The following is a 22156-nucleotide window of genomic DNA, read 5'->3' as shown; positions in this document are numbered from 1 at the left end:
GGCCAGGATGTCGGGGTGGTCCAGGAGGGTGCGCAGGCCGCGGACGCCGAGGGCGGGGTTGGGTTCGTCGGCGGGGGTGAGGAAGTCCAGTGGTTTGTCGGCGCCGGCGTCCAGGACGCGTACCACCACGCGGCCCTCGGGGAAGGCTTCCAGGACGCTGCGGTAGGCGTGGATCTGCTTGGCCTCGGAGGGGGCGTTGCGGCTGTCGTCGAGGAAGAGGAACTCGGTGCGGAACAGGCCCACGCCCTCCGCCCCGGCCTCCACGGCGGCCGGCACGTCCCCCGGGCCGCCGATGTTGGCCAGCAACGGCACCTTGTGCCCGTCGGACGTGGCACCGGGACCACTGGAGGCCGCCAACGCCGCCTTACGCTCGGCCTCGGCACGGGCGAGCTGCTCCTGCCGCTCCCGGCTCGGGTCGACGAAGATCTCACCGGTGCCGCCGTCGACCGCGACCACGGTGCCCTCGGTCAACTCCCCGGCCCGCGCGGGCGCCAGATCCCGCGCGATCAGCACATACGGCTCGTCGCTGTCCGGCACACCCGGCATCGGCACACCCAGCAGCCGCGCCACGATTCGGTTCCGCACATCGTCCAGGTCGGCCACGCGCTGCGCCATGTACTCGCCGGCTCCCGCGAGGAGTTCCCGGTATCGCGAGAACGCGTCGTAGACGCTCCGCTCGGCGGTGCCGCCGGCCGCGATCCGACGGTCCACGTCGGCCATCAGCTCGGGGTCCTGCGCGATCAGCGCCTGGGCCTCCAGGACCGCCTGGGCCTCGCCCCCGGCGAGGTTGCCACGGGCGATGAGGTCGGCCGCGACCGCTTCGACGGCCTTACGCGCCCGCCCCTGCTCGCGCGGCGCCTCATCCGCCGGAATCTCCTTGACCGGCGGCTCCAGGACGGCCGTTCCCATGTGCCGTACCTGACCGATCGCCACACCGTGGCTCACGCCGACGCCCCGCAGCGTTGTCTCCATGTCACCTGTCTCCGTGAGAAGCGACGGCACCGGCCGCCGCGATGTGTCGACCGCCGCCGCGGTCATCCCCATGCGAACAGCTTGTCGCCGGCGTGTACGTCGCCGTCCTCGGCCATGTCGCGCAGGGCCTCCGCGGTCGCCTCCAGGGCGATGACCGGGCTGATCGGGGACTTGCCCGCCGCCTCGACCGCGGCCGGGTTCCAGCGGATCACGGGCTGGCCGCGCTCGACGGTGTCGCCCTTCTCCACCAGGACCTCGAACCCCTCGCCCTTGAGCTGGACGGTGTCGATGCCCAGGTGGGTGAGCACGCCGTGCCCCGCGGAGTCGAGGACCACGAAGGCGTGCGGGTGGACGGAGACGATGACGCCGTCCAGGGGTGCGACGGCCTCCGAGGGCTCGCGCAGCGGGTCGACGGCGGTGCCCGGGCCGACCATGGCCCCCGAGAACACGGGGTCGGGCACCGCGGCAAGGCCGACGGCGCGTCCGGTGAGCGGCGACGTCACGGTTGTCATGTGGGGGGCCTTCCTGTGTGAGGCAGGTCAGAGCGAAGGCAGCGTGTCTCGATGACCTTCGCCAGCGCGCGCAGCGCGTCCGGAATCCGCCGTGGGCGTTGTCACCGGGGCATGCCGGAGTGGCAGCGGATCGACTTCTCGACCATCGGAGCTCTCCGACGGGCCGCGTGCGCCGGCCGTCGGATCACCCCTGGGTCACCGGCCGTCGCTGCCGTCGACCGGTGAGGACGTTTGTAGCCGATCGACCGGCAAGAGGTCTACTCCAATCGGTCGGGTACCCCCACCGACCCCCGGCGCCCGCCGCGCGCACCAACCGGCCATCCCACCGTGGAAACCGCTCTGACCTGCGACTTCTCTCGTCTGCGCGGCGCGCCGGGGCGGGCCGCGCAGACGAGCTCATTCTGAAGATTTCTTTCATAAGTCGACCGTGCTACTGTCGGCACACCGCAGGTGGTTTAGACCATTGGTGGCCTCATCGCGGCGTTCCCGGACACCGCGGCGGATGCCATCGGCGTCACCGCGCCGCGCCCCCGGAGTGGATCGTCACCTTGACGATGCGGCCGGACGCCTCGGCGACGAACAGCTCGCGCCGTGGCTCGTGGTCGCCGAAGCCCAGCGGCACGCGCACGCTGCTGGGCATACGCAGGCCGGAGACCAGGACACAGGAACGACCGGTGGCCGGGTCCACCCGGATGAGTTCGCCGTCGCGGAACGACGCGACGACCAGGTCGCCGTCGACATGGGCGAGGTCGTCGAGGAGCTTCGCGTCCAGGGGGTTGGGGCTGAGCTCGGTGACCGTGGTGTGCGCCGCCGGGTCGTTCAACGGGATGCGGACGACCGGTGAGGCGGTGCTGGTGATGACGCTCGCGTACAGGTCGTCGCCGACGATCTCCAGCCCGTTGGCCCCGAAGACGTTCGCCGCCCGCGTCCACCGCTCGTCCTTCGTGCCATCAGGGCGGATCTTCAGCACGCCGGTGCTCAACTCGCGGCTCAGATAGAAGTTTCCGTCGACGTCGATCGCCAGGCCGTTGATGCCGGACAGCCCCGTGACGACCCTCACCGGCTCGGGCCGGGCGGACGTCGGGTCGAAGCGCATGATGCCGGCGCCGAGGCCCGAGGTCAGCGGGTTCACACCGTAGTTGACGTACATCATGCCGTCCGGTCCGCGCCGCAGCCCTCCGGGGCCGTTCACCGGGAACGACGCCCTCAGGGTCCCGTCGGGTGCGTACCCCTCGACCCGGTGTCGGGTGATGTGCGAGACCCAGAGCGTGCCGCGCCCGTCGAACTCCAGGTTCTCGCGCCAGTCCAGGAGCGGCACGCCCCCCTTCCGGAACACCTCGACGCTCGCACGCTCCGCGCACGGTCGCGGCTCCGTGGTCGCGGAGGGATTCGAGCTCCGCGCCTCTGACGCCGCCACCGGCGCGTGCGCGCCGCCTGCCAGCAGCACCGATAACAGCCCCACCGCCGTGGCCGCCGCACGTCTGCGCCTCGTCATGTCACTGCCTCCCCGTCTCTCACTCCTGTCGCGCGCCAAGTATGCGCACGCGACGGGCGGTTGGGGAAAGGGCGACTTCTACGCAGCGTCGGTGGCCGTGGCCTCGGCGAAGGGCGTCGCCGTCTCGGAGGGACCCGTCGTGGGCGGTTTCACCGTGCCGGAGGGTTCACCCCTGTCCGAGGGTTCGACCGTGTCGGAGGGCTCCACCGTGTCGGAGGGTTCCACCGTCCACGAGGGTCGCGCCGCGGTGGAGGGGGTCCACGTCCCCGAGGGTGTCCACGTCCCGGACGGGGCTCCGGAAGGAGTCCAGGTGGTCGGATCGATGCCCGGGGTGGTCGACGACGGGTTCGGCGTGTCGGTGGGTCCCTCGTCCTCCGTGGAGCTCGGACCCGGGGTCTGGGTCACGGCGGGCGGCGGCGCGGGCGTGGGCGGTCCGGCGGGCGGCGTGTCCCGGTCGCCGGGCATCACCTGGACGACCAGGGCCACGGCCCCTCCGACCATCGCGAGGACCGCCGCCGCGGCCGCCGGCACCGCCGCCCGGCGCACCCGGGCCTGCCGCCGCCCCCGCCGCACGGCGTCCGCCACATCCACCCCCGGCGTCCCGGCGCCCGGCTCCAGGCCGCGCAGCGGGGAGAGCAGCCGGAGCGCTTCCTGTTCCAGTTCCTCGTCGTGCACGTCCACTTACCCCTCCCCCAGCGCCGACGCGGATGCCGGCAGCTGGTCGCCGAGCTGCGCGCGCAGCCGTGTGAGACCGCGGGCGGACTGGCTCTTCACGTTTCCCTCCGAACAACCGAGGATCCCGGCCACCTCTGCCACCGGGAGATCGCACAGGAAGCGCAGCACGAGCACGGCGCGCTGTCGCGCCGGGATGCGGGACAGCGCCGTGTGCACGACGGCGCGCGTTTCGATGTCGGGCCCGCCGGCCGCCGGTGGCAGGCCCGGTGTCTCGGACGGGGCCCCCGACAGCCGCACCCGCGCCCAGCCGAGCCGCTGCTCGTTGAGGAAGCACCGGACGAGCATGGTGTGCACATAGCGGTCCAGGTCGTCGGCCGCGCGGGCGCGCCGCCAGTGGACGTACAGCCGGGTGAGCGTGGTCTGCACGATGTCGTCGGCACGATGGGGGTCCTTGCAGAGGAGATGTGCGATGCGACGGAGCGCGGGCAGCCGCGCGGAGACGTACTCCGTGTACGCCCGTTCGTCCTCGGTCCGGTCCGCCGATCCGGTGCCGATCATGTTCCCGCCCTCACGTTCCCCCATGCCCGCCGTTCTCGTCCACATCCGTGTGCACCCCGGGCACCTGCCATATCCACATGCCTCCGATCCACCGCCCCGGCGCCCCCAACAGCCGCTCTACGGTGACACGCAACACCTGGTCACCGGGTTGCGGAGCGAGCACCACCACTCCGGCCCGCCAGAAGCGGAGGTCCTCCCACAGGGCGTGCCGCTGAGCGGGGCCGATCTCCGGGACCTGTCCGGTGCGGAGGGCCTCTTCCAGGAGGTCGGCGGTGGGCCGGTTCACCGGACCGTAGATGCCGATGCGGTCGGGGCCGTACGGACCGTTGAAGTAGCCGCCGGGGATCGGGAAGCCGAGGTCGGCCTCGGCCTGCCAGTGCAGGGCCTCGGCGCGACCGGGGCCGGGCAGCGGGACCGGGACGAGGCTGTAGCCCTTCGGCAGGAAGTCGCGCCAGGTGCCGTCGGCGACGAAGGAGGGGACGGCGCGTCGGTCGACGGTCGTCATCGGCGTGGGCGCGATCGGAAGGAGCGCGGCGACGACCGCCACCCATCCCACGGCCCGCCACACCCGCACACCGGCGATCGTGCGCCCGGTGCCGGTGGGACGTTCGCCGTCGCCGGTGTGTTCCAGGTCGGCGGTGGCATGTTCCGCTTCGCCGGTGTACTCCGCTTCGCCGGTGGGACGTTTCGCGTCGCCGGTGTGTTCCGGGTCGGCGGTGGCACGTCCCGCGGCGGCGGGCTCCGGTGCGGCGGATCCCACCGGCACCGGTACGGCGGATCCCACCGGCGCGGGTCGACGGTCCGGCCCGGTGAGGCGGTCGCAGGCGAGGGCCAGGAGGATGCCCGCCGCGGGCACGGCCACCATCGCCATCCGCGATTCGATCACCGACTCGAACAGCGGCAGGTCGGCCAACAGTCGCCACGGGCCCGGCAGTTCACCCTCGGTTCCCGGCATGGGGATGGTGCGCCCCAGCGACAGCACCGACGCCCCGACGGCGACCACGGCCAGGCCCCGCACCCGCGGGTCCCGCCACAGCCGGACCACCACCACGAGGACGAAGACCACCAGCGGCCAGCCGAAGAAGGCGTTCTGCTCGGTGCGGTTGAGGGCGAGGGCGTCGGCGGTCGCCTCGTCGCCCGCCAGGGAGCGGCCCGCGAACTCCACCAGCGCGCGCGGCGGGTTGCCGTTCGGACCGTGCAACACGCTGGTGTAGCTCTGTTCGCCGAAGAACTGCCAGCCGAGGGGGTAGCAGAGCAGCAGGAGGGCGACGCCCATGGCGAGGGCGAGCCCGCGCGCCAGCGGTCGCAGGACCGCGAGCGCGACGGCCGGGCGCGCGGCCGCGTAGCCCACCGCGAAGAGCGACAGGCCCATGGCGGCCAGCAGCAGCGCCTCCTCGCCGAGGAAGACCTGGTACGTCAGGAGCAGCCCGAGGATCACGCCGTCCCGAAGGGTGCCACGGCGCCCCGCCAGCTCCCGGCCCGCCGCGCCGGGGCGCGGGCCGCACAGCCGGAGCAGCCGGTCGACGATCAGCGGCATCACGAACAGCACCGCGAAGTTCGGGTGTGCGTTGGCGTGCGAGATCATCGGGGGCGCGAAGGCGCAGAGCGCCCCGCCGAGCGCGGCGGCGCGACGTGACCGAACGAACCACTTGACCAACAGCCAGTACCAGGCGGCCGCGGTACCGGCCAGGCCGCCGGTGAGCACCAGCGCCCAGGTGACGCCCGGGCCGAGGAGCGCGGTGACGGGAGCCAGCGGAACCGACAGCCCCAACATGGTGGTGTTCGCCATCAGGTTCACGCCGAGCGGCATGTTCTGCAGCGTGGTGAAGAACGGGTCGTTCAGCTCGAAGACGTTCTTCGCGGTCACCGCGAAGAACCACTCCCACTGGTTCTGGTCGTGCCCGCTGTCGGCGAGGTAGCCGCGGTCGAGGTCCGCCCACAGCCCCTTGTAGAGCCATACGGAGAGCAGCAGGTAGCCGAGCAGCACGGCCCGGTCGGCGGGCCGCACCCGCCGCAGGGCGCCCCCGGCCCGCAGCCGCAGGACCTCGACCAGCACGCGGCCGTAGTCCAACGGCCGCACCTTGGACCCCGTCTGGTGCGCCCAGCGCACCGGCACTTCGGCCACCGGCCACCCGGCCTCGTGGAACATCCGCAGGATCTCCACGTCGATGCTCCAGCCGTCGACCCGGGAACGCCCCAGGGCCGCGCGCGCACGGTCGCCGTCGAAGAGCTTGAAGCCGCACTGCGTGTCCCGTATCCCGGGGACGGCGACGGCCCGGATGACCCGGTTGCCGGCCCGGCCCAGGAGCTGTCGCAGCGGGTGCTGGCGCACCTCGATGTCGGCGCCCGGATGGGCCCGGGAGCCGATGGCGGCGGCCCAGCCGGCGTCGAGCCGGTCGTGCAGCGACGCCAACTCCTCAATGGGGGTGGCCAGGTCGGCGTCGGTCACCAGGACCCGGCGGCCACGGGAGGCGAGCACTCCCATGCGCACCGCGTGCCCCTTGCCGTGGTTGCCCGCGAAGGAGGCCGGCGGCGCGGCGGTCGACGGGGGCCCCAGCAGTCGGATGCGCGGCTCGGACGCGGCCGCCTCGCGGACGGCGGCCGCGGTGGCGTCCGTGGATCCGTCGTCGACGACGACGACCTCCCAGTCGGCGTGGCGACCGGGCGAGGCGCGCAGATAGCGGCAGATCGCGTCGAGGGTCCGGGGCAGCCGGTGCTCCTCGTTGTACGCGGGCACCACGACCGTCAGGTCGACGGTGCCGGACGTCGGCGGACCGTGGCCGGCGGGGGCGGAAGACATGTGCAACACGCATCGGTGACCACCTCGGACCGACGAAGCGTTGCGTGTTCTACGTCACACCCGAGTGACCGGCGTCGGCGGGCCCGGCGGACCGGTGGCCGCACCCGCCGGCTCGGCGGTCGGCGGGGCGGTCTCCTCCGTTCGACGGGAGGGGAGATTTCCCCATACTGAGAGATATGTCAGTAAGTACGGGTGGCGGCACCGACCGTCGTCGCGGCCCGTGCTGTGGGAGGCATGATGAGTCAGCAGCCGGTCCTGCTGCCGTACGCCGACCCGGCCTTCGTGGCGGATCCGTTCCCGTTCTACCGACAGCTGCGTGAGGAGGGCCCCGTTCGGCGCGCCGTCATCGCGGGCGGGCTGGACGCCTGGCTGGTCACGCGCTACGCGGACGGCATCGCGGCCCTCTCCGACCCGAGGCTGAGCAGCGACGTCCGCGACGCCGCGGACCCGCGCCTCATGGAGCGGCTGCCCACGACCGAGCTTCCGTCGCTCATGAGCAACATGTTGCGCTCCGACCCGCCCGACCACACCCGGCTGCGACGCCTGGTCTCGAAGGCGTTCACCGTGCGTCGGATCGCCGATCTGCGGCCTCGCGTCCAGGAGATCGCCGACCGGTTGCTCGACGCGGTGGTGCCGGCCGGCCGGGCCGATCTCGTGGCCGACTTCGCGCTGCCGCTCCCGGTGACCGTGATCAGCGGACTGCTCGGCGTGCCCGTGGAGGACCGGCACGACTTCCAGCGGTGGACCGACGACATGCTGCTGCGCGGGCCGGAGGTACCGGATCCGGCGACGGTGGACGCGGCGTGGCGGCAGATGCGGGGCTATCTGACCGGGCTCCTGGCGGCCAAGCGCGCCCGCCCCCGAGACGACCTGCTCAGCGCGTTGATCGCGGCCCGGGACGAGGAGCAGCGGCTGACCGAGGACGAGCTGATCGCCACGGCGCTGCTGTTGCTGGTGGCCGGATACGTCACCACGGTCGGCCTGATCGGCGGCGGCATCGCCGCGCTGCTGGCCGATCCCCGCCAGCTGGCGCTGTTGCGCGACGATCCGGAGCTGTTGCCGGGGGCCGTCGAGGAGTTGCTCCGCTATGACGGGCCGATCAGTCCGGGCATCGCCCGGTTCGCCCGTGAGGACGTCGAGATCGCGGGCGTGACCATCCCTCGCGGCGCCACCGTGCTGGTGGCCTCCGCGATCGCGGACCGCGACCCGGACCGCTTCTCCGACCCGGAACACCTGGACGTGACGCGGCAGGACTACGGCCACCTCGCCTTCGGGCACGGTGTGCACTACTGCCTGGGGGCGCCGCTGGCCCGACTGGAGGGCCAGATCGCCATCGGGACGGCGCTGCGGCGCCTCCCCGGCCTGGCCCTGGCCGTGCCGCCGAGCGAGCTGCGGTGGCGGGCCGGCGGTCTGCGCAATCCCCTCCGGCTGCCCGTCACCTTCGTCCCGGGCGGGCGCGTCCCCTGACGGCCGCCGGGCCCGGGGCGGAACGGCGAGCCGACGGCCGCCGGCCCGGGGCGTGCGACGGCCACGGTCACACCGCGGCCGGCGGCGACCTACAGCACGTCGCTGGCCGAGTCGGCGATCTTGCGGCGCGCCGTGCGGGCCGCGGGCAGGACCGAGACGGCGCCGGCGGCCACCAGCGCGGCGGCACCGACCAGGAGCAGGGTGCCGAGGGCGGGCGGTTCGGCGATCCCGGCGCCCATGCCGCTGGAACGGCCCTGGAGGTCGATGAGCCACTCGGCGGCGAAGACCCCGAGGACCGTGCCGGTCACGGCGGCGGCCAGGGCGACGAAGACGGTGGCCGCGGCGATCACCGCGGTGATCTGACGCGGGGTCAGCCCGATGGCCTTGAGCGCCAGCAGGTCGCGCCCGTACTCCCGGGCCCCGGCGCTGATCGTCGTCGACAGCTCGGCCAGCCCGATCAGCACCAGGACCGCGATCAGGCCGATGATGACGCCGCGCACGCCGTGCAGCTGGTCGGCGGGGTTGGCGATCTCCCGTAGCTCCAGCCGCCCGTCGGAGGCGTCGGCCAGGGCGTCGCGCACAACCGCCGGGTCGGTGCCGTGGTCCAGGACCAGGTGGTAGAAGTCCGGGCGGAGCGCGTCGCCGCCCTCGCGCAGGGTGTCCAGGCCGGTGGAGATCACCCGGCCGCCCTCGGCCGGCTCGATGGTCCGGCCGACGATGTGGAGGACGTGCGGCTTCCCGGCGACCGTCATCCGGACCCAGTCGCCGACGCGGGCGTCCAGCAGGTCGAACAGCCCCTGACCGGCCACCGCCTCGTTCGGTCCCCGGGCGGTCCGCCCCTCGACCACCGAGAACGGGTAGGGCTGCCGGTCCGTGCCCAGTCCGCGCAGGGTGATCGTCCCGGTCTGGCCGGGGACCAGCGCCTGGACCTCGGACCCCGGGAAGGCGGTGACGTCCTCGCGGGTGGCGAGGACGTCGCGCAGCCGCGCGTCGTCGAGACTGTCGGAGCGCGCGGTCAGCGCGGCGGGCAGGCCCACCGTCTCGGGGTGGGCGGTGAAGCGGTCCAGGGTCGACCAGGTGCCGAGGGCGACCGTGATCAGCAGCAGCGGCACGGCGAGCCGGCCCACCGCGGCGACGGAGCGCAGCGGACGGTGGAAGGCCCCGCGCCAGCCCAGCACCAGCGCGGGCGGGACCCGGAGGCCGAGCGCCCGGCGGGCCGTGCCGGACATCCGACGGCTGCGCGCGACGGCCGCGCGGGCGATCGGCACCGGTGGGACCCGGCCCGCCCGCCAGGCGGCGAGACAGGTCGCCGTGGCGATGAAGACCACCGCGCCGCCGGAGATGGCGAGCGGCGCCCAGGTGTGCGCGGGGTGGTGCTGCCACACGGCCATCGCCTCCCCGATCCGGCCGGGGAGGCGGGCGCCGAGGGCCTCGATGAGCACCGCCCCGGTGGCCACCCCCACGAGCGCGAGGCCGAGGTGCTGGGCCAGGAACATGCGGACCACCTGGCCCGGGGTGAACCCGATGGCCTTGAGCACCGAGATGTCCCGCAGGTGCCCGCGGACGCGGCTGCTGATGGCGCCGCCCACGGCCAGCGCGGCGGCGAGCAGCGCGCCGAGGCCGAACAGGGCGAGCAGCCGGGCCAGCAGCTGGTTGTCTCCGCCGGCCTCGCTCCGGGCCTGCCGCCAGGTGGAGACCCCGGTGATCCGGTCGGCGCCCAGTCCGGTGACCGCCCGTTGCACCACGTAGTCGGTGTCGCCGGCGTCGGCGAGGCGCAGACCGATGGTCTGGCCGCGTTGCTCCTCCGCGGCGTCGGCGGCGGCGAGGGTGGCGGGCAGCACCCAGGCCACCCCCGGTCGGTCGCCCGCGCGGTACTGCACCTCGGCGGTGTTCGCGACGCCCACCACGCGCAGCGGCCGGTCGAAGCCGCGCAGCCGGACCAGGTCCCCGGGGTCGGCCCACAGCGCGCGGGCCGCGGAGCCCTCCAGGACGACCCCGCCGCCACGGCCCGCGTCGCGGCCCGGCTCCAGCCAGCGGCCGGAGCCGAGCTGCGGTCCGGCCGTGGCGGGCCGATCGGCCGTGGCGCGCAGCTCCAGGGCCACCCCGGAGCCGCCACGCTCGGGGCCGGCGACGGTGCGCAGGGTACGGAACGGGCCGGAGGCGCCGCTCACCTCGTCCAGGTCGGCCAGCGTGCCGGCGGGGGCGTCGGACCGCGCGTGGATCCACACGTGCGCTCCGGAGGACTGGGTGAAGACCCGCTGCCAGGGGTCCGCCGCATAGCTGAACAGCGCGCTGGCCAGCAGCAGCGAGACGGCGATCCCGACGTTGGCCAGCACGATGAAGACGGCCGCGCCGCGATGTGCCCTGAGGTCGGCCTGCACCCACCGTGCCGATGCCCGCACGGTCCGGTCAGCCCTTGAGTCGCAGGACGTCGGCCACACCGGCCGGGCGGCGGCCGGCGTCGTCGGCGAGCGCGGCGTCGTCGGCGACCCGGCCGTCGAAGAAGCTGATCACCCGGTCCGCGGCGCTGGCGACCCGGGCGTCGTGCGTGACCAGCAGGATGGTCTGGCCGCGCTGGTGGAAGCGGGAGAGCAGCCGGAGCACCTCCCGGGTGCCCTTGCTGTCGAGGCTGCCGGCCGGCTCGTCGGCCAGCAGCAGGCTGGGGCTGTTGACCAGGGCGCGGGCCAGGGCGACGCGCTGCTGCTCGCCGCCGGAGAGCTCGCCCGGGGTGCTGTGTTCCCTGCCCTCCAGGCCGAGCTCCGCGAGCAGCTCCTCGCGATGCGCCCGGGCCTGCTTCGGGGAGCTCCCGGCCAGCAGCGCGGGCAGCTCGACGTTGTCGGCGACGGTGAGGTTGGAGACCAGGTTGAAGAACTGGAAGACGATGCCGATGTGCCTGCGGCGCAGCATGGCCCAGCGCGCCTCGCTGAAGGAGTCGACCTGGCGGCCGTCGAGCCGGATGGATCCGCTGTCGGGCCGGTCGAGGCCGCCGAGCAGGTGGAGCAGGGTGGACTTGCCCGCGCCGGAGGGGCCGGTGACGGCGACGAACTCGCCGCGCTCGACGCTCAGGTCGACGCCGCGCACCGCATGGACCGGGGCGGCGCCCTCCGGACGGTAGGTCTTGACCAGACCCGTCGCCCGCACTATGGCGCCGGACTGCTCGTCCCGGCTCATTCCAGCTCCTCCTGACAGCGCTCCAACCAGTCGAGGTCCGCCTGCAGGTGCAGCATGGCTCCCTCGATCAGCAGTTGAGCGATCCGGTTGTCCCGGTCCTCGGTCGTCGCGAGCTTCGACAGCTCGCGCATGGTGTTGAGGTAGTGGCGCCGCTGTTTGTTGATCAGAGTGATCGGGTTGGCGGCCCCGGTGTGCGGGGCGAGGGCGAGTTTCATGAAGAACTCGTCCCGTACCCGCGGCTCGGCGGTCGACTCCTCGAACCACGCGTCCACCGCCTCGCGTCCCGCCGCGGTGATCCGGTAGATGCGCTTGTTCGGTCGGTCCGACTGCTCGACGTCCTCGCCCGCGATCAGGCCCGACTTCTCCAGCCTGGAGAGGGTGACATAGATCTGGCCGACGTTCGGCTGAGGGTACGCGGAGCCCAGGAGCTTCTCAAGAGCCTGCTTGAGTTCGTAGCCATGTGCGGGACCGCTCACCAACAGTGCCAGGAGTGGCAGCCGCACGCTCTCCCTCTTCCCCGCCGCGATACTTGTCCGTTATATGAGCTCGTCCGGGTGTGAACCAGATCGCCCTCGTATCTTCCTGCACCATCTAGTATCCCGCATGCCTAACAGGTATACAGGGACAGGACGCCGGGCCAGTCCCGTCTGCGCCGGTGCAAGGAGGAACCTATGCGGTGGAAGCGTGCCGCGGGTGCAGCCCTCCTTGTCTGCCTCCTGTTGTTGGCGGGACATGCGAGCGCGGGCCTGAGGGCCGGAGGCGAGCCGGGCGCCGCCGACGGCCGCGGACCGCTCACCCTGGTGACCGGCGGCGACCTCACCGGCTATCTCCGCGGTGTGCTCGACGGCTGGAACAAGCGGCACCCGCGGGAGAAGGTGACGCTGGTCGAACTGCCGGACGCCGCCGACGAGGTGCGGGCGCAGCTCGTGACCGAACTGCGATCGGGCAGTGACCGCTTCGATGTGCTCAACATCGACGTGGCGTGGACCTCGGAGTTCGCGGCCGCGGGCTGGATCGCCCCGGTGGACGGTCGGCGGTTCCCGCTGGACCGGCTGCTGCCCCCGGTGGTGGACACCGCCACGTTCAAGGGGCGGTTGTACGCGGTCCCCTATGTGACCAACGCCGGGCTGCTCTACTACCGCAAGGACGTCCTCGATCGGGAGGGCGAGCGGCCGCCGCAGACCTGGGCCGAGTTGGAGCGACTGGCGAAGACCGTCGCCCCCCGGTACGGCCTGGACGGCTACGCGGGACAGTTCCTGCCCTACGAGGGGTTGACCGCGAACGTCGTCGAGGCCGTGCAGTCGGCGGGCGGCACGATGCTCGGCGACGAGGGGGCTCGGGTCACCGTCGACTCCCCCGCCGCCCGTGAGGGCCTGGGCTTCCTGCTCGACGGGGTGCGCGAGGGGTGGATCCCCCGACGGGCGCTGACCTTCAAGGAGGAGGAGTCCCGCCGGGCGTTCCAGAACGGCGAGCTGCTGTTCCTGCGGAACTGGCCGTACGCGTACCCGATGGCCAACGCCGACTCGTCGGCGGTGGCGGGGAAGTTCGGCGCGGTGCCGCTACCCGGGCCCGACGGGCCCGGCTCCAGCGTGCTGGGCGGCTCCAATCTGGCGGTGAACGCGCACTCGCGGCACCAGAGGTCGGCCACCGAGCTGATGGCCTACCTGACCAGTGAGCAGGTTCAGCGCCAGGTGCTGACCAAGGGGTCACTTCCGCCTGTTTGGGCGGATTTGTACAACGATCGACATCTCATGCGGACGTTCCCGTACCTGCCGACGCTCAAGCGGAGCCTGTTGACGGCCAAGCCGCGCCCCAAGAGCGCCCGCTACGACCAGGTGAGCCTGGCCACCCAGGCCGTGGTCCATCAGGCGCTGATCGGGCGCCAGGGCCCGCGTGAGGCCGTCGCCCGCCTGACGCGGGAGCTCCAGGCCGTCGTCCGCCGCGGCTGATCGACCGACACCCACCCCCCTCGCTACTTACTTGTTAAGTAGCCCCTGGCGACCTTCAAGCCGCTTTGCGCACCCATAAATCCGTCAAATTCGGACAGCCTGCCGTGATTTTCGGCAGTTTCGTTGACACTCAAATGACACGCCTACTTAACATGCATGCATAACAGCGAACTGCATGCCCCGCAGGTGTGCTCAAGCAAGAACAGGTTCAGGGCAGATGCTCACAGCCACGGTGGGGAACGGCTCTTCCGCCGACCCCTCGCCGGTCGCCACGACCGGTGTCCCGCACAGCACGGCGCAGCGCTGGTGGCGCGATGCGGTGATCTACCAGGTGTACGTCCGCAGCTTCCTCGACAGCACGGGCGACGGCATCGGCGATCTGGCCGGGGTCCGCACCGGACTCCCGTATCTGAAGAAGCTCGGGGTCGACGGCGTCTGGCTCAGCCCCTTCTACCCGTCCCCGCAGCACGACCACGGCTACGACGTCGCCGACTACTGCGACGTGGACCCGGTCTACGGAGACCTCGCCGAGTTCGACGGGCTGGTGGTCGACGCCCACCGGCTGGGGCTGAAGGTCCTCCTGGACATCGTCCCCAACCACTGCTCCAGCGAGCACCCGTGGTTCCGGGCCGCGCTGGCGGAGGGGTCGGGCGGCACGTCCCGGTCGCTCTTCCACTTCGCCGACGGCCGCGGGACCGACGGCGAACTGCCCCCGAACAACTGGCGGGCCATGTTCGGCGGCCCGGCGTGGAGTCGGGTCACCGAGCCGGACGGCACCCCGGGCCAGTGGTACCTGCACATGTTCACCCCGGAACAGCCCGACCTGAACTGGCGCAACCCGGTCGTGGGCGACATGTTCGAGAAGGTCCTGCGGTTCTGGCTGGACCGCGGCGTGGACGGCTTCCGGATCGACGTGGCCGCGGGGCTGTACAAGCACCCCGAGCTGCCGGACTCCCCCGACCCGGAGGCCGACGAGCGCACCCGCGACTCCGTCAACCCGCTCGCCTGGAACCAGCCCGAGGTCCACCAGGTGTGGCGCGACTGGCGCGCGCTGTGCGAGGAGTACACCGCCCGGGACGGCCACGACCGGCTGCTGGTCGGCGAGGTGTCCGTGCGCACCCCGCGCGAGCAGGCCGCCTACGTCCGGCCCGACGAGCTCCACCAGGCGTTCTTCTTCCACCTGCTGACCGCCCGCTGGGACATCGAGGTCTTCCGCACGGTCATCTCCGAGGCGCTGACCGACATCGCGGAGACCGGCTCCACCGTCACCTGGGTGCTCAACAACCACGACCAGGTGCGGACCGTCACCCGGTACGCGACCGAGCCGGGCGGCGGGCCCGGGGCCGTCTCCGAGGCGACGTCCGGGGGAGAGCACGGCCCGGCCCGCGCCCGCGCCGCCGCCCTGCTGATGCTGGCCCTCCCCGGTGCCGCCTATGTCTACCAGGGCGAGGAGCTGGGCCTGCCCGAGGTGGTGGACCTGCCGGACGACGTCCTCACCGATCCGATCTTCCACCGGACGGGCAGCCGCCGGGGCGTCCGGGACGGCTGCCGGGTGCCGCTGCCCTGGTCCGGCCACGCCTCCCCGTTCGGTTTCACCAAGGACGCCGAGGCCGCCAGGCCGTGGCTGCCGCAGCCCGAGTGGTTCGCCGAGCACTCGACCGAGCGCGCCGTCGCGGACACCCGCTCCTTCTGGCATCTGTACCGCGAGGGGCTGCACCTGCGCCGCAGCCTCCCGCAGCTCGGCGAGGGCACCCTGCGCTGGTTGGACTCCCCGCCGCAGGTCCTGGCCTTCGTCCGCGGCGACGGGCTGGTGTGCGCGATCAACTTCGGCACCGACCCGGTCCCGGCCCCCGTCCCCGGCGCCCCGCTGCTGGCCAGCGGCGACTGTCCGGAAGGCACCCTCCCCGGCTCCACCGCCGCCTGGTGGATCACCGCCTCCGACCCCCGATAGCCCCACCGAAGGGAACCACCATGAGACACACCGCGGCACGACGCATACGCATCGCCACCTCCGGCGCGGCCGTCCTGGGCCTGGCCCTCACCGCGACCGCCTGCGGCGGCGGGGACTCCTCGGGGGGCGGCAAGAAGGCGCTGTCCGGACAGTCGGTCACCGTCGCCGGCGTCTGGACCGGCGTGGAGCAGGAGAACTTCAAGAAGGTCCTGGCGGGCTTCACCGAGAAGACCGGCGCGAAGGTCACCTTCGTCTCCACCGGCGACAACGTCTCCACCGTCATCGGCAGCAAGATCGAGGGTGGCAACGCCCCCGACGTGGTGATGGTGCCGCAGGTCGGCGTGCTCCAGCAGTTCGCCGAGAAGGACTGGCTGGTCCCGCTCTCCAAGGAGATCGCCACCGACGCCGGCGTCAACTTCGCACCGGTCTGGAAGGAGTACGGCACGGTCGACGACACCTACTACGGCCTGTACTTCAAGGCTTCGCACAAGTCGACGGTCTGGTACAACCCGGAGGCGTTCGCCCAGGCCGGGGTCGAGCCCGCCAAGAGCTACGACGCGATGCTGAAGGCGGGCCGGACCCTGTCCGACTCCGGCGTGCCCGCGTTCTCCGTCGCGGGCGAGGCCGGCTGGCCGCTCACCGACTGGTTCGAGAACGTCTACCTCTCCCAGGCGGGCCCCGAGAACTACGACAAGCTCGCCGCCCACAAGATCCCGTGGACCGACCCCACCGTCGTCAAGGCGCTCACCACGCTCGGCGAGCTCTTCGGTGACAAGGACCTGGTCGCCGGGGGCGGAGCGGGGGCGCTGCGCACCGACTTCCCCGAGTCCGTGGAGCAGGTCTTCGGACCGGACCCCAAGGCGGGCATGGTCTACGAGGGCGACTTCGTCGGCGGCCTGGTCAAGGACCAGCTGAAGAAGAAGGTCGGCGAGGACGCCAAGTTCTTCCCCTTCCCGGCGGTCGACGGGGGCAAGCCGCCGGTCGTCAGCGGTGGTGACGCCGCCGTGGTACTCAAGGCCGGAAAGCACCAGAAGGCCGCGATGGAGCTGGTGAAGTACCTGGCCTCCGCGGAGGCGGCCGGGATCTGGGCCAAGGCGGGCGGCTTCATCTCCCCCAACATGAGCGTCCACATGGGCAACTACCAGGACGAGACCACCCGGGCCACCGCCCAGTCGCTGGTCGACGCCGGTGACTCCGTGCGGTTCGACATGTCCGACCAGGCCCCCGCGGCCTTCGGCGGCACCCAGGGTGCGGGCGAGTGGAAGCTGCTGCAGGACTTCCTGCGCGACCCGTCCGACCCCGAGGCCACGGCCCGCAAGCTCGAGGCCGCCGCGGCCAAGGCGTACCGGAAGTAAGGCCGAGGTCCCTAGCCATGTCTGTGACGACCTCTGAGGTGCGGCCCGTGAAGGCGGGCCGCACCCCGCCCGACCCCCCGCCGGCCTCCCGCCGCACCACCCCCGCCCGGCGCGCCGTCCGGCGGCGGCGGCTCATCGCCGGGGTCTTCCTGCTCCCGGCGCTGCTGCTGCTGGGCGCGCTGGTCCTCTACCCGATCGTCTTCTCGGTCATCCGCAGCCTGTTCGACGCGTCCGGCGACACCTTCGTCGGCACCGACAACTACCGCGAGATCTTCCAGGATCCGGCGACGCTGCGGGCCATCCGCAACAGCGCCATCTGGGTCGTCTTCGCCCCCGCGCTGCTGACCGGCCTGGGCCTGATCCTCGCCGTGCTCACCGAGAAGGTGCGCTGGAAGACCGCCTTCAAGCTGCTGATGTTCATGCCGATGGCGATCTCCTTCCTCGCCGCGGGCATCATCTTCCGGCTCGCCTACGAGCAGGACCCGGAGCGCGGTGTGCTCAACGCCGTGGCCGTCGGCATCCACGACAGCTTCGAGGACGTGTCCGGCTATCCGACCGCCAAGGCCCGCCTCGGCGACAAGGCTCTGGACAAGAGCGAGGACGGCGGGTACCGCACGGCCGACCGCACCAACCCCGGCCACACGGTCAACCTCGGCCTGGTGGGCGTCCCGCCGAAGGAGCTGCCCGGCGACGCCGTACCCGCCGCCAAGGCGGCCGCGGCCCGCGTCGGCGCCGACCAGCTGGGGGGCGTGGTCTACCTCGACTTCACCCTCGGCGGCGGCGGCAAGCCCGGCACGGTGGACGCGACCGAGCGCGGGCTGCCGAAGATGGCGGTCGAGGCGGTCGACTCCCGGGGCGAGGTGGTGGCCACGACCACCACCGGCCCGGACGGTTCCTACCGCTTCGACGGTCTGGAGTCCGGCTCCTACGCCGTGCACCTGCCCGCGAAGAACTTCGCGCCGCCGTACGAGGGCATCGCCTGGCTGGGGCCCGCGCTGATCACCCCCGCCATCATCGGCGCCTACACCTGGATCTGGACCGGCTTCGCCATGGTCCTCATCGGGGCAGGGCTCGCGGCCATGCCCCGGGACGTCCTGGAGGCGGCCCGGATGGACGGCGCCAACGAGTGGCAGATCTTCCGGAAGATCACCGTGCCCCTGCTCGCCCCCGTCCTCGGTGTGGTCTTCGTGACCATGGTGATCAACGTGATGAAGGTCTTCGACCTCGTCTACATCATCGCCCCGGGGCCGGTGCAGCAGGACGCCAACGTCCTGGCCATGCAGATGTGGCTGGTCTCCTTCGGCGGCGGCAACAACCAGGGCCTCGGCAGCGCCCTCGGCGTCCTGCTGCTGCTCCTGGTGGTCCCCGCCATGGCCCTCAACATCCGACGTTTCCGCAGGAGCCAGTCATGACGAGCACCACCCAGGGCGCCGCCCCGCGGCGCGGCCGGCCCGGGAGCCGGCTGGTGCGGCGACTCAACAACAGTCTGGTGCAGGCGTTTCTGCTCCTCATCGGACTGATCTGGGTCACCCCGGTCGCCGGACTGTTCCTCTCCTCGCTGCGCTCCGAGGAGGCGAACGCCGGCAGCGGCTGGTGGAAGGCGCTCAGCGCGCCGAGCCAGCTGTCGTTCGACAACTACACGGCGCTCCTGGAGAACTCGGGCATCACCGCGGCCTTCTGGAACACCGTGCTGATCTCGGTCCCCACCACGGTGGCGGTGGTGGCGATCGCGGCGCTGGCCGGATACGCCTTCGCCTGGCTGGAGTTCCCCGGCCGCGACTGGATCTTCCTGCTGGTGGTCGCCATGCTGGTGGTGCCCATCCAGATCGGTCTGCTGCCGGTGGCGAAGATGTTCGGCGCCCTCGGGCTCTTCGGCTCCATCCCCGGAGTGGTGCTCTTCCACGTCGCCTACGGACTGCCGTTCGCCATCTTCCTGCTCCGCAACTACTTCGCGGAGATCCCCAAGGAGATGCTGGAGGCGGCCCGGATGGACGGCGGCGGGGAGTGGCGGATCTTCTCGCGACTGGTCCTTCCGCTCGGCAAGCCCGCCATCGCCAGCCTGGCCATCTTCCAGTTCCTGTGGGTGTGGAACGACATGCTGGTCGCGCTGATCTTCGCGGACAGCGAGTCGCAGCCGCTGACGGTGGCCCTCCAGTCGGAGATGCGGCAGTTCGGCAGCAACATCGGGGTGCTCGCGCCGGGCGCGTTCCTCTCGCTGGTGGTGCCGCTGGTCGTGTTCTTCGCCTTCCAGCGCCACTTCGTCCAGGGTGTGATGGCCGGCTCGGTGAAGTGACACGCCGATCCGATGACGAGACATCGGGAGTGAGATCGGCAGACGGGTGTGCCGGCAGGCGCCGCCGAGGCGGTGTGTGCCGGCACACCCGTCGGTGTGCCGTGCGCTCATCGCGCTCGCTCCGGCTCCACCACGGCGCGTGCCGCGCGTCGCGCCGGGGCTCAGACCGTCATGGCCTCCTGGATCCAGCGCCGCACCCGGTACGGCAGCCACCAGACCAGCTCGCCGACCTCGCCGACCAGGCGCTCCGAGCGCAGGTCGGCGAGGATCTCCGGGTCCACCCGGCGGGCGGGCACGCCGTCCTCCAGGAGGGCGATCGCCTCCTGGTACTCGGGTTCCGCGACCGTGAACCGGCGGAGGTCGCCCCAGCGGCGGTCGCGGATCTGGACGAAGCCCGGCCCCTGACGCCACAGGCACTTGCACAGGTAGTGGCGGTGGCGCCACTCCGCGAGGGCCTCGGTCGCGCCGGTCGGACCGGCCAGGTCCTGGGGTGGTTGCAGATGGTTCAGCGCCCGCCACCCGTCCGGGTCCGCGTCGGCGAGCGTCAGCCGCCACTCGACCAGCACCGCCCGGGCCGTCAGGTCGCGGACCAGACACAGGGCGCGCACCGCACGGGCGGCGGCGACCGGGTCGGCCGCGGCGACCGCCAGATCCACGGTCTTCGGGAGCCGCACCCTGCGGGCGCCCAGCTCCCACAGCCGGGTGACCTCCTCGGCGGACCGACCGCCGATCGCGAGCTCGCCCAGGTCCATGCCCGGCAGGCGGCAGGCGTCGATGTCGTAGTCGCGCCAGGCGAGTACCGACACGGGACGGTCCGGGGCGTCGGCCTCCGCCGTCGGCGGGGTGGTGGTGCTGCTCATCCGGGGTCGCTCCTCCTGCTTCCGACGGGGTGACGATCAGGGTGGCCTTCCGGCCGTCACGAACGGGGGAAGACGGCGGTCGGGCGGTCAGGCCCGGCCGGCCGGCTCGGGTGTCCGGGGCGCGGGGTCGGCGTGCGCATGGCGCATGAAGTAGAGCCGCAGCAGGTCCTCGTTGACCGCGGCGGGCGCGATGTGCACGTACTGACCGGCGTCGGTGAACACCAGCCCGAGGGCCAGCCACTCCTCCAACAGGGCGGCCACCTCCGGCTCCTCGACGTCCCGTCCGGGCAGCCGGTCGCGCAGCTTGCGGGTCAGCGGGGTGAGCGCGTGCGGCTGGTCCAGCAGCCGGAACGCCGCCAGGTGCAGCGGCTCGGTCAGCTCCCGCACCCCCCAGTCGAACTTCCGCCGGCGGCTCACCAGGACGACCCGGTCGCCGAGGTCGGAGTGGGTGAGCCGGCTGTCGACGTTGTGCTTCTTCCACTCCGTCAGCGCGTCGCTGAGCGCGTTCGCGGTGCCCTCGCCGATGCCGCGATCCGGCGCCTCGAAGACGTACGCGAGGTCGTACAGCTCCTCCTCCGGCAGGTCGTAGGTGAAGCGGTAGTGCTTCTCGGGCCGCAGGTCGGAGAAGCCGAGTTCGGGCCGGTCGAAGTACGGGCTGAAGCGTTCGATGGCGATCCGCGCGGACCGGTCGACCGGTGGGTTCAGATGCTCCAGGGCGGGGATCTGGGCGATGACCGGCTCGTAGTCGGCGTCCGTCTCTCCCGGGAAGCCGTGCAGGTAGTTCCAGGCGACGGACAGGCCCGTCTCCGCGCCGTCGCGCAGCATCCGCACGTTCTGGCAGCCGCTGACGCCCTTGTCCATCAGGCCCAGGACACGGCTGTTGAGGCTCTCGATGCCGGGCTGGACGTAGATCAGGCCGGCCTCGGCGAGGGTGCGCAGTTGGGCGCGGCGCATGTTCGCCTTGATCTCGATGTGCAGCCGCAGGTCGTGGCCGCTGTCGATGATCCGCGGCAGGACCGTGGTCAGGTAGCCCATGTCGAGGATGTTGTCGACGACGTACATGTCCAGGACCCGGTGTCGCCGGGAGAGCTCCATGATCTCTTCGTAGAAGGTGTCCGGGCTCTTGCTGCGGAACTGCATGAACGAGCCGTTGAGACCGCAGAAGGTGCAGTGGTGCTTCTCCCCCCACCAGCAGCCGCGGGCGCCCTCCACCACCAGCTTCGGCTCCACCCAGGCGCGGGCCGTGGAGGCGGCGAGCCGCTCGAAGTAGCCGGTGTAGTCGGGCGGCAGGATGGCGGCGGGCGGCAGCGGTCTGGTGCTCATCGGGTTGACGACGCTGGCGCCGTCGGGGCCGCGGTGGCACAGCCCCGGCACGGCGTCGAGCGCGCCGCCGTCGCGGAGCGCGGTGAGCAGCGCGGGGAACGCGGCCTCGCCCTCGCCGCGGATCACATGGTCCACGAAGGGGAAGTTGCGGTGTGCGGCGGCCCCCTGCTCCGCGTCGCAGTTGGCACCGCCGAAGACCGTCACGATGTGCGGGGCCAGCCGCTTGATCTCCTTGGCCGCGGCCAACGCGGCGGTGTTCTGCTGGAAGGTGGAGGTGAACCCGACGACGTCCGGGGCGGCGGCGACGATCCGTTCGGCCGCCTCCCGCACGAAGCGCGGCACCGTCCGATGCAGTTGGAGTGTCTTCTCCAGCCGTGACGGGCGCAGCTTGTCCGACATCGCCGCCGTGAACTCCGCCACCCGCCACTCCGGGTCGTCGTACAGCGCGGAGGAGAAGACCCAGTCCCCGCAGCCCAGGAAGTAGGAGGAGAGCGCGTAGTACTCGTAGTCCGCGCTGGTGAAGGGGGTACGGGCGGTGATCCAGTCGGTGAACTCCAGATTGGCGTGCAGCACGTCGGCGTGCGCGCCGGGCACGCGTTCGTCGACGCTGCGCTTGAGGATGCCGAGCGCCAGGGACGGCAGATCGATGGGAGACCAGGGCATGTTGACCAGCAGGACGCGCATGACGGCTCCTCGGCGGGAGGTACGGAGAGGGCGGGAGGGCGGCGCGGGGTGGAGACCGGTCGGCCCGGTGGTCGGACCGGGCCGACCGGAG

The 22156-nt window shown here is 72.3% G+C and carries 17 protein-coding genes; 6 read left to right on the top strand and 11 right to left on the bottom strand.

Annotated elements, in window-relative coordinates; all coding sequences use genetic code 11:
- From CD790_RS28480 to CD790_RS28450, 6 genes are all read right to left on the bottom strand, one after another.
- A partial coding sequence (locus tag CD790_RS28480; RefSeq protein ID WP_144386229.1) for a putative PEP-binding protein occupies nt 1-972 on the bottom strand: 972 nt, incomplete at its 3' end.
- Between the two features lie 62 nt (nt 973-1034).
- Nucleotides 1035-1484 carry a PTS glucose transporter subunit IIA gene (locus CD790_RS28475; RefSeq protein ID WP_144386228.1) on the bottom strand — a complete coding sequence of 150 codons (450 nt, stop codon included), beginning with the start codon at nt 1482-1484 and terminating at the stop codon, nt 1035-1037.
- A gap of 514 nt (nt 1485-1998) precedes the next feature.
- Nucleotides 1999-2979, bottom strand: a complete 981-nt coding sequence (locus CD790_RS28470; RefSeq protein ID WP_144386227.1) for an SMP-30/gluconolactonase/LRE family protein — start codon at nt 2977-2979, stop codon at nt 1999-2001.
- 78 nt (nt 2980-3057) lie between these two features.
- Nucleotides 3058-3660 (bottom strand): hypothetical protein, encoded by a 603-nt coding sequence (locus tag CD790_RS34930; protein WP_186319281.1) that lies wholly within the window; start codon nt 3658-3660, stop codon nt 3058-3060.
- Nucleotides 3661-4236, bottom strand: a complete 576-nt coding sequence (locus tag CD790_RS28460) for a SigE family RNA polymerase sigma factor (protein ID WP_260867955.1) — start codon at nt 4234-4236, stop codon at nt 3661-3663.
- Nucleotides 4223-7012: a dolichyl-phosphate beta-glucosyltransferase gene (locus CD790_RS28450; protein WP_260867956.1), complete on the bottom strand. Its 2790-nt coding sequence runs from the start codon at nt 7010-7012 to the stop codon at nt 4223-4225. The genes CD790_RS28460 and CD790_RS28450 overlap by 14 nt, the downstream gene beginning before the upstream one ends.
- Nucleotides 7013-7249: 237 nt before the next feature.
- Here CD790_RS28450 and CD790_RS28445 point away from each other — a divergent pair, with 237 nt between their 5' ends.
- Entirely contained in the window at nt 7250-8479 is a 1230-nt protein-coding gene (locus tag CD790_RS28445) for a cytochrome P450 (RefSeq protein WP_144386248.1), read from the top strand.
- Between the two features lie 89 nt (nt 8480-8568).
- Here CD790_RS28445 and CD790_RS28440 read toward each other — a convergent pair whose 3' ends face one another.
- From CD790_RS28440 to CD790_RS28430, 3 genes are read right to left on the bottom strand one after another with little or no spacing between them, the layout of a single operon-like run.
- Nucleotides 8569-10881: an ABC transporter permease gene (locus CD790_RS28440; RefSeq protein ID WP_144386226.1), complete on the bottom strand. Its 2313-nt coding sequence runs from the start codon at nt 10879-10881 to the stop codon at nt 8569-8571.
- Between the two features lie 7 nt (nt 10882-10888).
- Nucleotides 10889-11650: an ABC transporter ATP-binding protein gene (locus tag CD790_RS28435; RefSeq protein WP_144386225.1), complete on the bottom strand. Its 762-nt coding sequence runs from the start codon at nt 11648-11650 to the stop codon at nt 10889-10891.
- On the bottom strand, nt 11647-12153 hold the full coding sequence (locus CD790_RS28430) for a PadR family transcriptional regulator (RefSeq protein WP_144386224.1): 507 nt from the start codon (nt 12151-12153) through the stop codon (nt 11647-11649). Before CD790_RS28430 ends, CD790_RS28435 begins: the two co-directional genes overlap by 4 nt.
- A gap of 168 nt (nt 12154-12321) precedes the next feature.
- On the opposite strand from CD790_RS28430, the gene CD790_RS28425 reads away from it, so the two are divergent.
- The 5 genes from CD790_RS28425 to CD790_RS28405 all read left to right on the top strand — a co-directional run bounded on the left by CD790_RS28425 (nt 12322) and on the right by CD790_RS28405 (nt 19198).
- Nucleotides 12322-13599, top strand: coding sequence for an ABC transporter substrate-binding protein (locus CD790_RS28425; protein ID WP_144386223.1), 1278 nt, complete (start codon nt 12322-12324; stop codon nt 13597-13599).
- A gap of 217 nt (nt 13600-13816) precedes the next feature.
- Complete coding sequence (locus CD790_RS28420) at nt 13817-15550, top strand: glycoside hydrolase family 13 protein (RefSeq protein WP_144386222.1); 1734 nt, start codon at nt 13817-13819, stop codon at nt 15548-15550.
- A 20-nt stretch (nt 15551-15570) separates the two neighbouring features.
- Nucleotides 15571-16905, top strand: a complete 1335-nt coding sequence (locus tag CD790_RS28415) for an ABC transporter substrate-binding protein (protein ID WP_144386221.1) — start codon at nt 15571-15573, stop codon at nt 16903-16905.
- Nucleotides 16906-16922: 17 nt separating this feature from the next.
- Nucleotides 16923-18317, top strand: a complete 1395-nt coding sequence (locus tag CD790_RS28410; RefSeq protein ID WP_144386220.1) for an ABC transporter permease subunit — start codon at nt 16923-16925, stop codon at nt 18315-18317.
- Entirely contained in the window at nt 18314-19198 is an 885-nt protein-coding gene (locus tag CD790_RS28405; RefSeq protein ID WP_144386219.1) for a carbohydrate ABC transporter permease, read from the top strand. The genes CD790_RS28410 and CD790_RS28405 overlap by 4 nt, the downstream gene beginning before the upstream one ends.
- A gap of 161 nt (nt 19199-19359) precedes the next feature.
- On the opposite strand, the gene CD790_RS28400 is transcribed toward CD790_RS28405, so the two are convergent.
- Both CD790_RS28400 and CD790_RS28395 read right to left on the bottom strand, forming a co-directional pair.
- The gene (locus CD790_RS28400; protein WP_144386218.1) at nt 19360-20058 is read right to left on the bottom strand and encodes a DUF5825 family protein; all 699 of its coding nucleotides are present in this window, start codon (nt 20056-20058) and stop codon (nt 19360-19362) included.
- Between the two features lie 87 nt (nt 20059-20145).
- Complete coding sequence (locus CD790_RS28395; RefSeq protein WP_144386217.1) at nt 20146-22065, bottom strand: RiPP maturation radical SAM C-methyltransferase; 1920 nt, start codon at nt 22063-22065, stop codon at nt 20146-20148.
- Nucleotides 22066-22156: the final 91 nt, after the last annotated feature.

Origin of the sequence: Streptomyces sp. SAJ15 (genome assembly GCF_007595705.1) — a bacterium.
GTDB lineage: Bacteria > Actinomycetota > Actinomycetes > Streptomycetales > Streptomycetaceae > Streptomyces.
This window is presented reverse-complemented; position numbering and strand designations above follow the sequence as displayed.

Excerpts from the sequence above, each read along its gene's own strand:
- CD790_RS28405 (WP_144386219.1), top strand. The coding sequence starts at position 18,314 with ATGACGAGCACCACCCAGGGCGCCGCCCCGCGGCGCGGCCGGCCCGGG.
- CD790_RS28425 (WP_144386223.1), top strand. The coding sequence starts at position 12,322 with ATGCGGTGGAAGCGTGCCGCGGGTGCAGCCCTCCTTGTCTGCCTCCTG.
- CD790_RS28395 (WP_144386217.1), bottom strand. The coding sequence starts at position 22,065 with ATGCGCGTCCTGCTGGTCAACATGCCCTGGTCTCCCATCGATCTGCCG.
- CD790_RS28415 (WP_144386221.1), top strand. The coding sequence starts at position 15,571 with ATGAGACACACCGCGGCACGACGCATACGCATCGCCACCTCCGGCGCG.
- CD790_RS28470 (WP_144386227.1), bottom strand. The coding sequence starts at position 2,979 with ATGACGAGGCGCAGACGTGCGGCGGCCACGGCGGTGGGGCTGTTATCG.
- CD790_RS28420 (WP_144386222.1), top strand. The coding sequence starts at position 13,817 with ATGCTCACAGCCACGGTGGGGAACGGCTCTTCCGCCGACCCCTCGCCG.
- CD790_RS28460 (WP_260867955.1), bottom strand. The coding sequence starts at position 4,236 with ATGGGGGAACGTGAGGGCGGGAACATGATCGGCACCGGATCGGCGGAC.
- CD790_RS28400 (WP_144386218.1), bottom strand. The coding sequence starts at position 20,058 with ATGAGCAGCACCACCACCCCGCCGACGGCGGAGGCCGACGCCCCGGAC.
- CD790_RS28475 (WP_144386228.1), bottom strand. The coding sequence starts at position 1,484 with ATGACAACCGTGACGTCGCCGCTCACCGGACGCGCCGTCGGCCTTGCC.
- CD790_RS28435 (WP_144386225.1), bottom strand. The coding sequence starts at position 11,650 with ATGAGCCGGGACGAGCAGTCCGGCGCCATAGTGCGGGCGACGGGTCTG.
- CD790_RS28445 (WP_144386248.1), top strand. The coding sequence starts at position 7,250 with ATGAGTCAGCAGCCGGTCCTGCTGCCGTACGCCGACCCGGCCTTCGTG.
- CD790_RS28410 (WP_144386220.1), top strand. The coding sequence starts at position 16,923 with ATGTCTGTGACGACCTCTGAGGTGCGGCCCGTGAAGGCGGGCCGCACC.
- CD790_RS28450 (WP_260867956.1), bottom strand. The coding sequence starts at position 7,012 with ATGTCTTCCGCCCCCGCCGGCCACGGTCCGCCGACGTCCGGCACCGTC.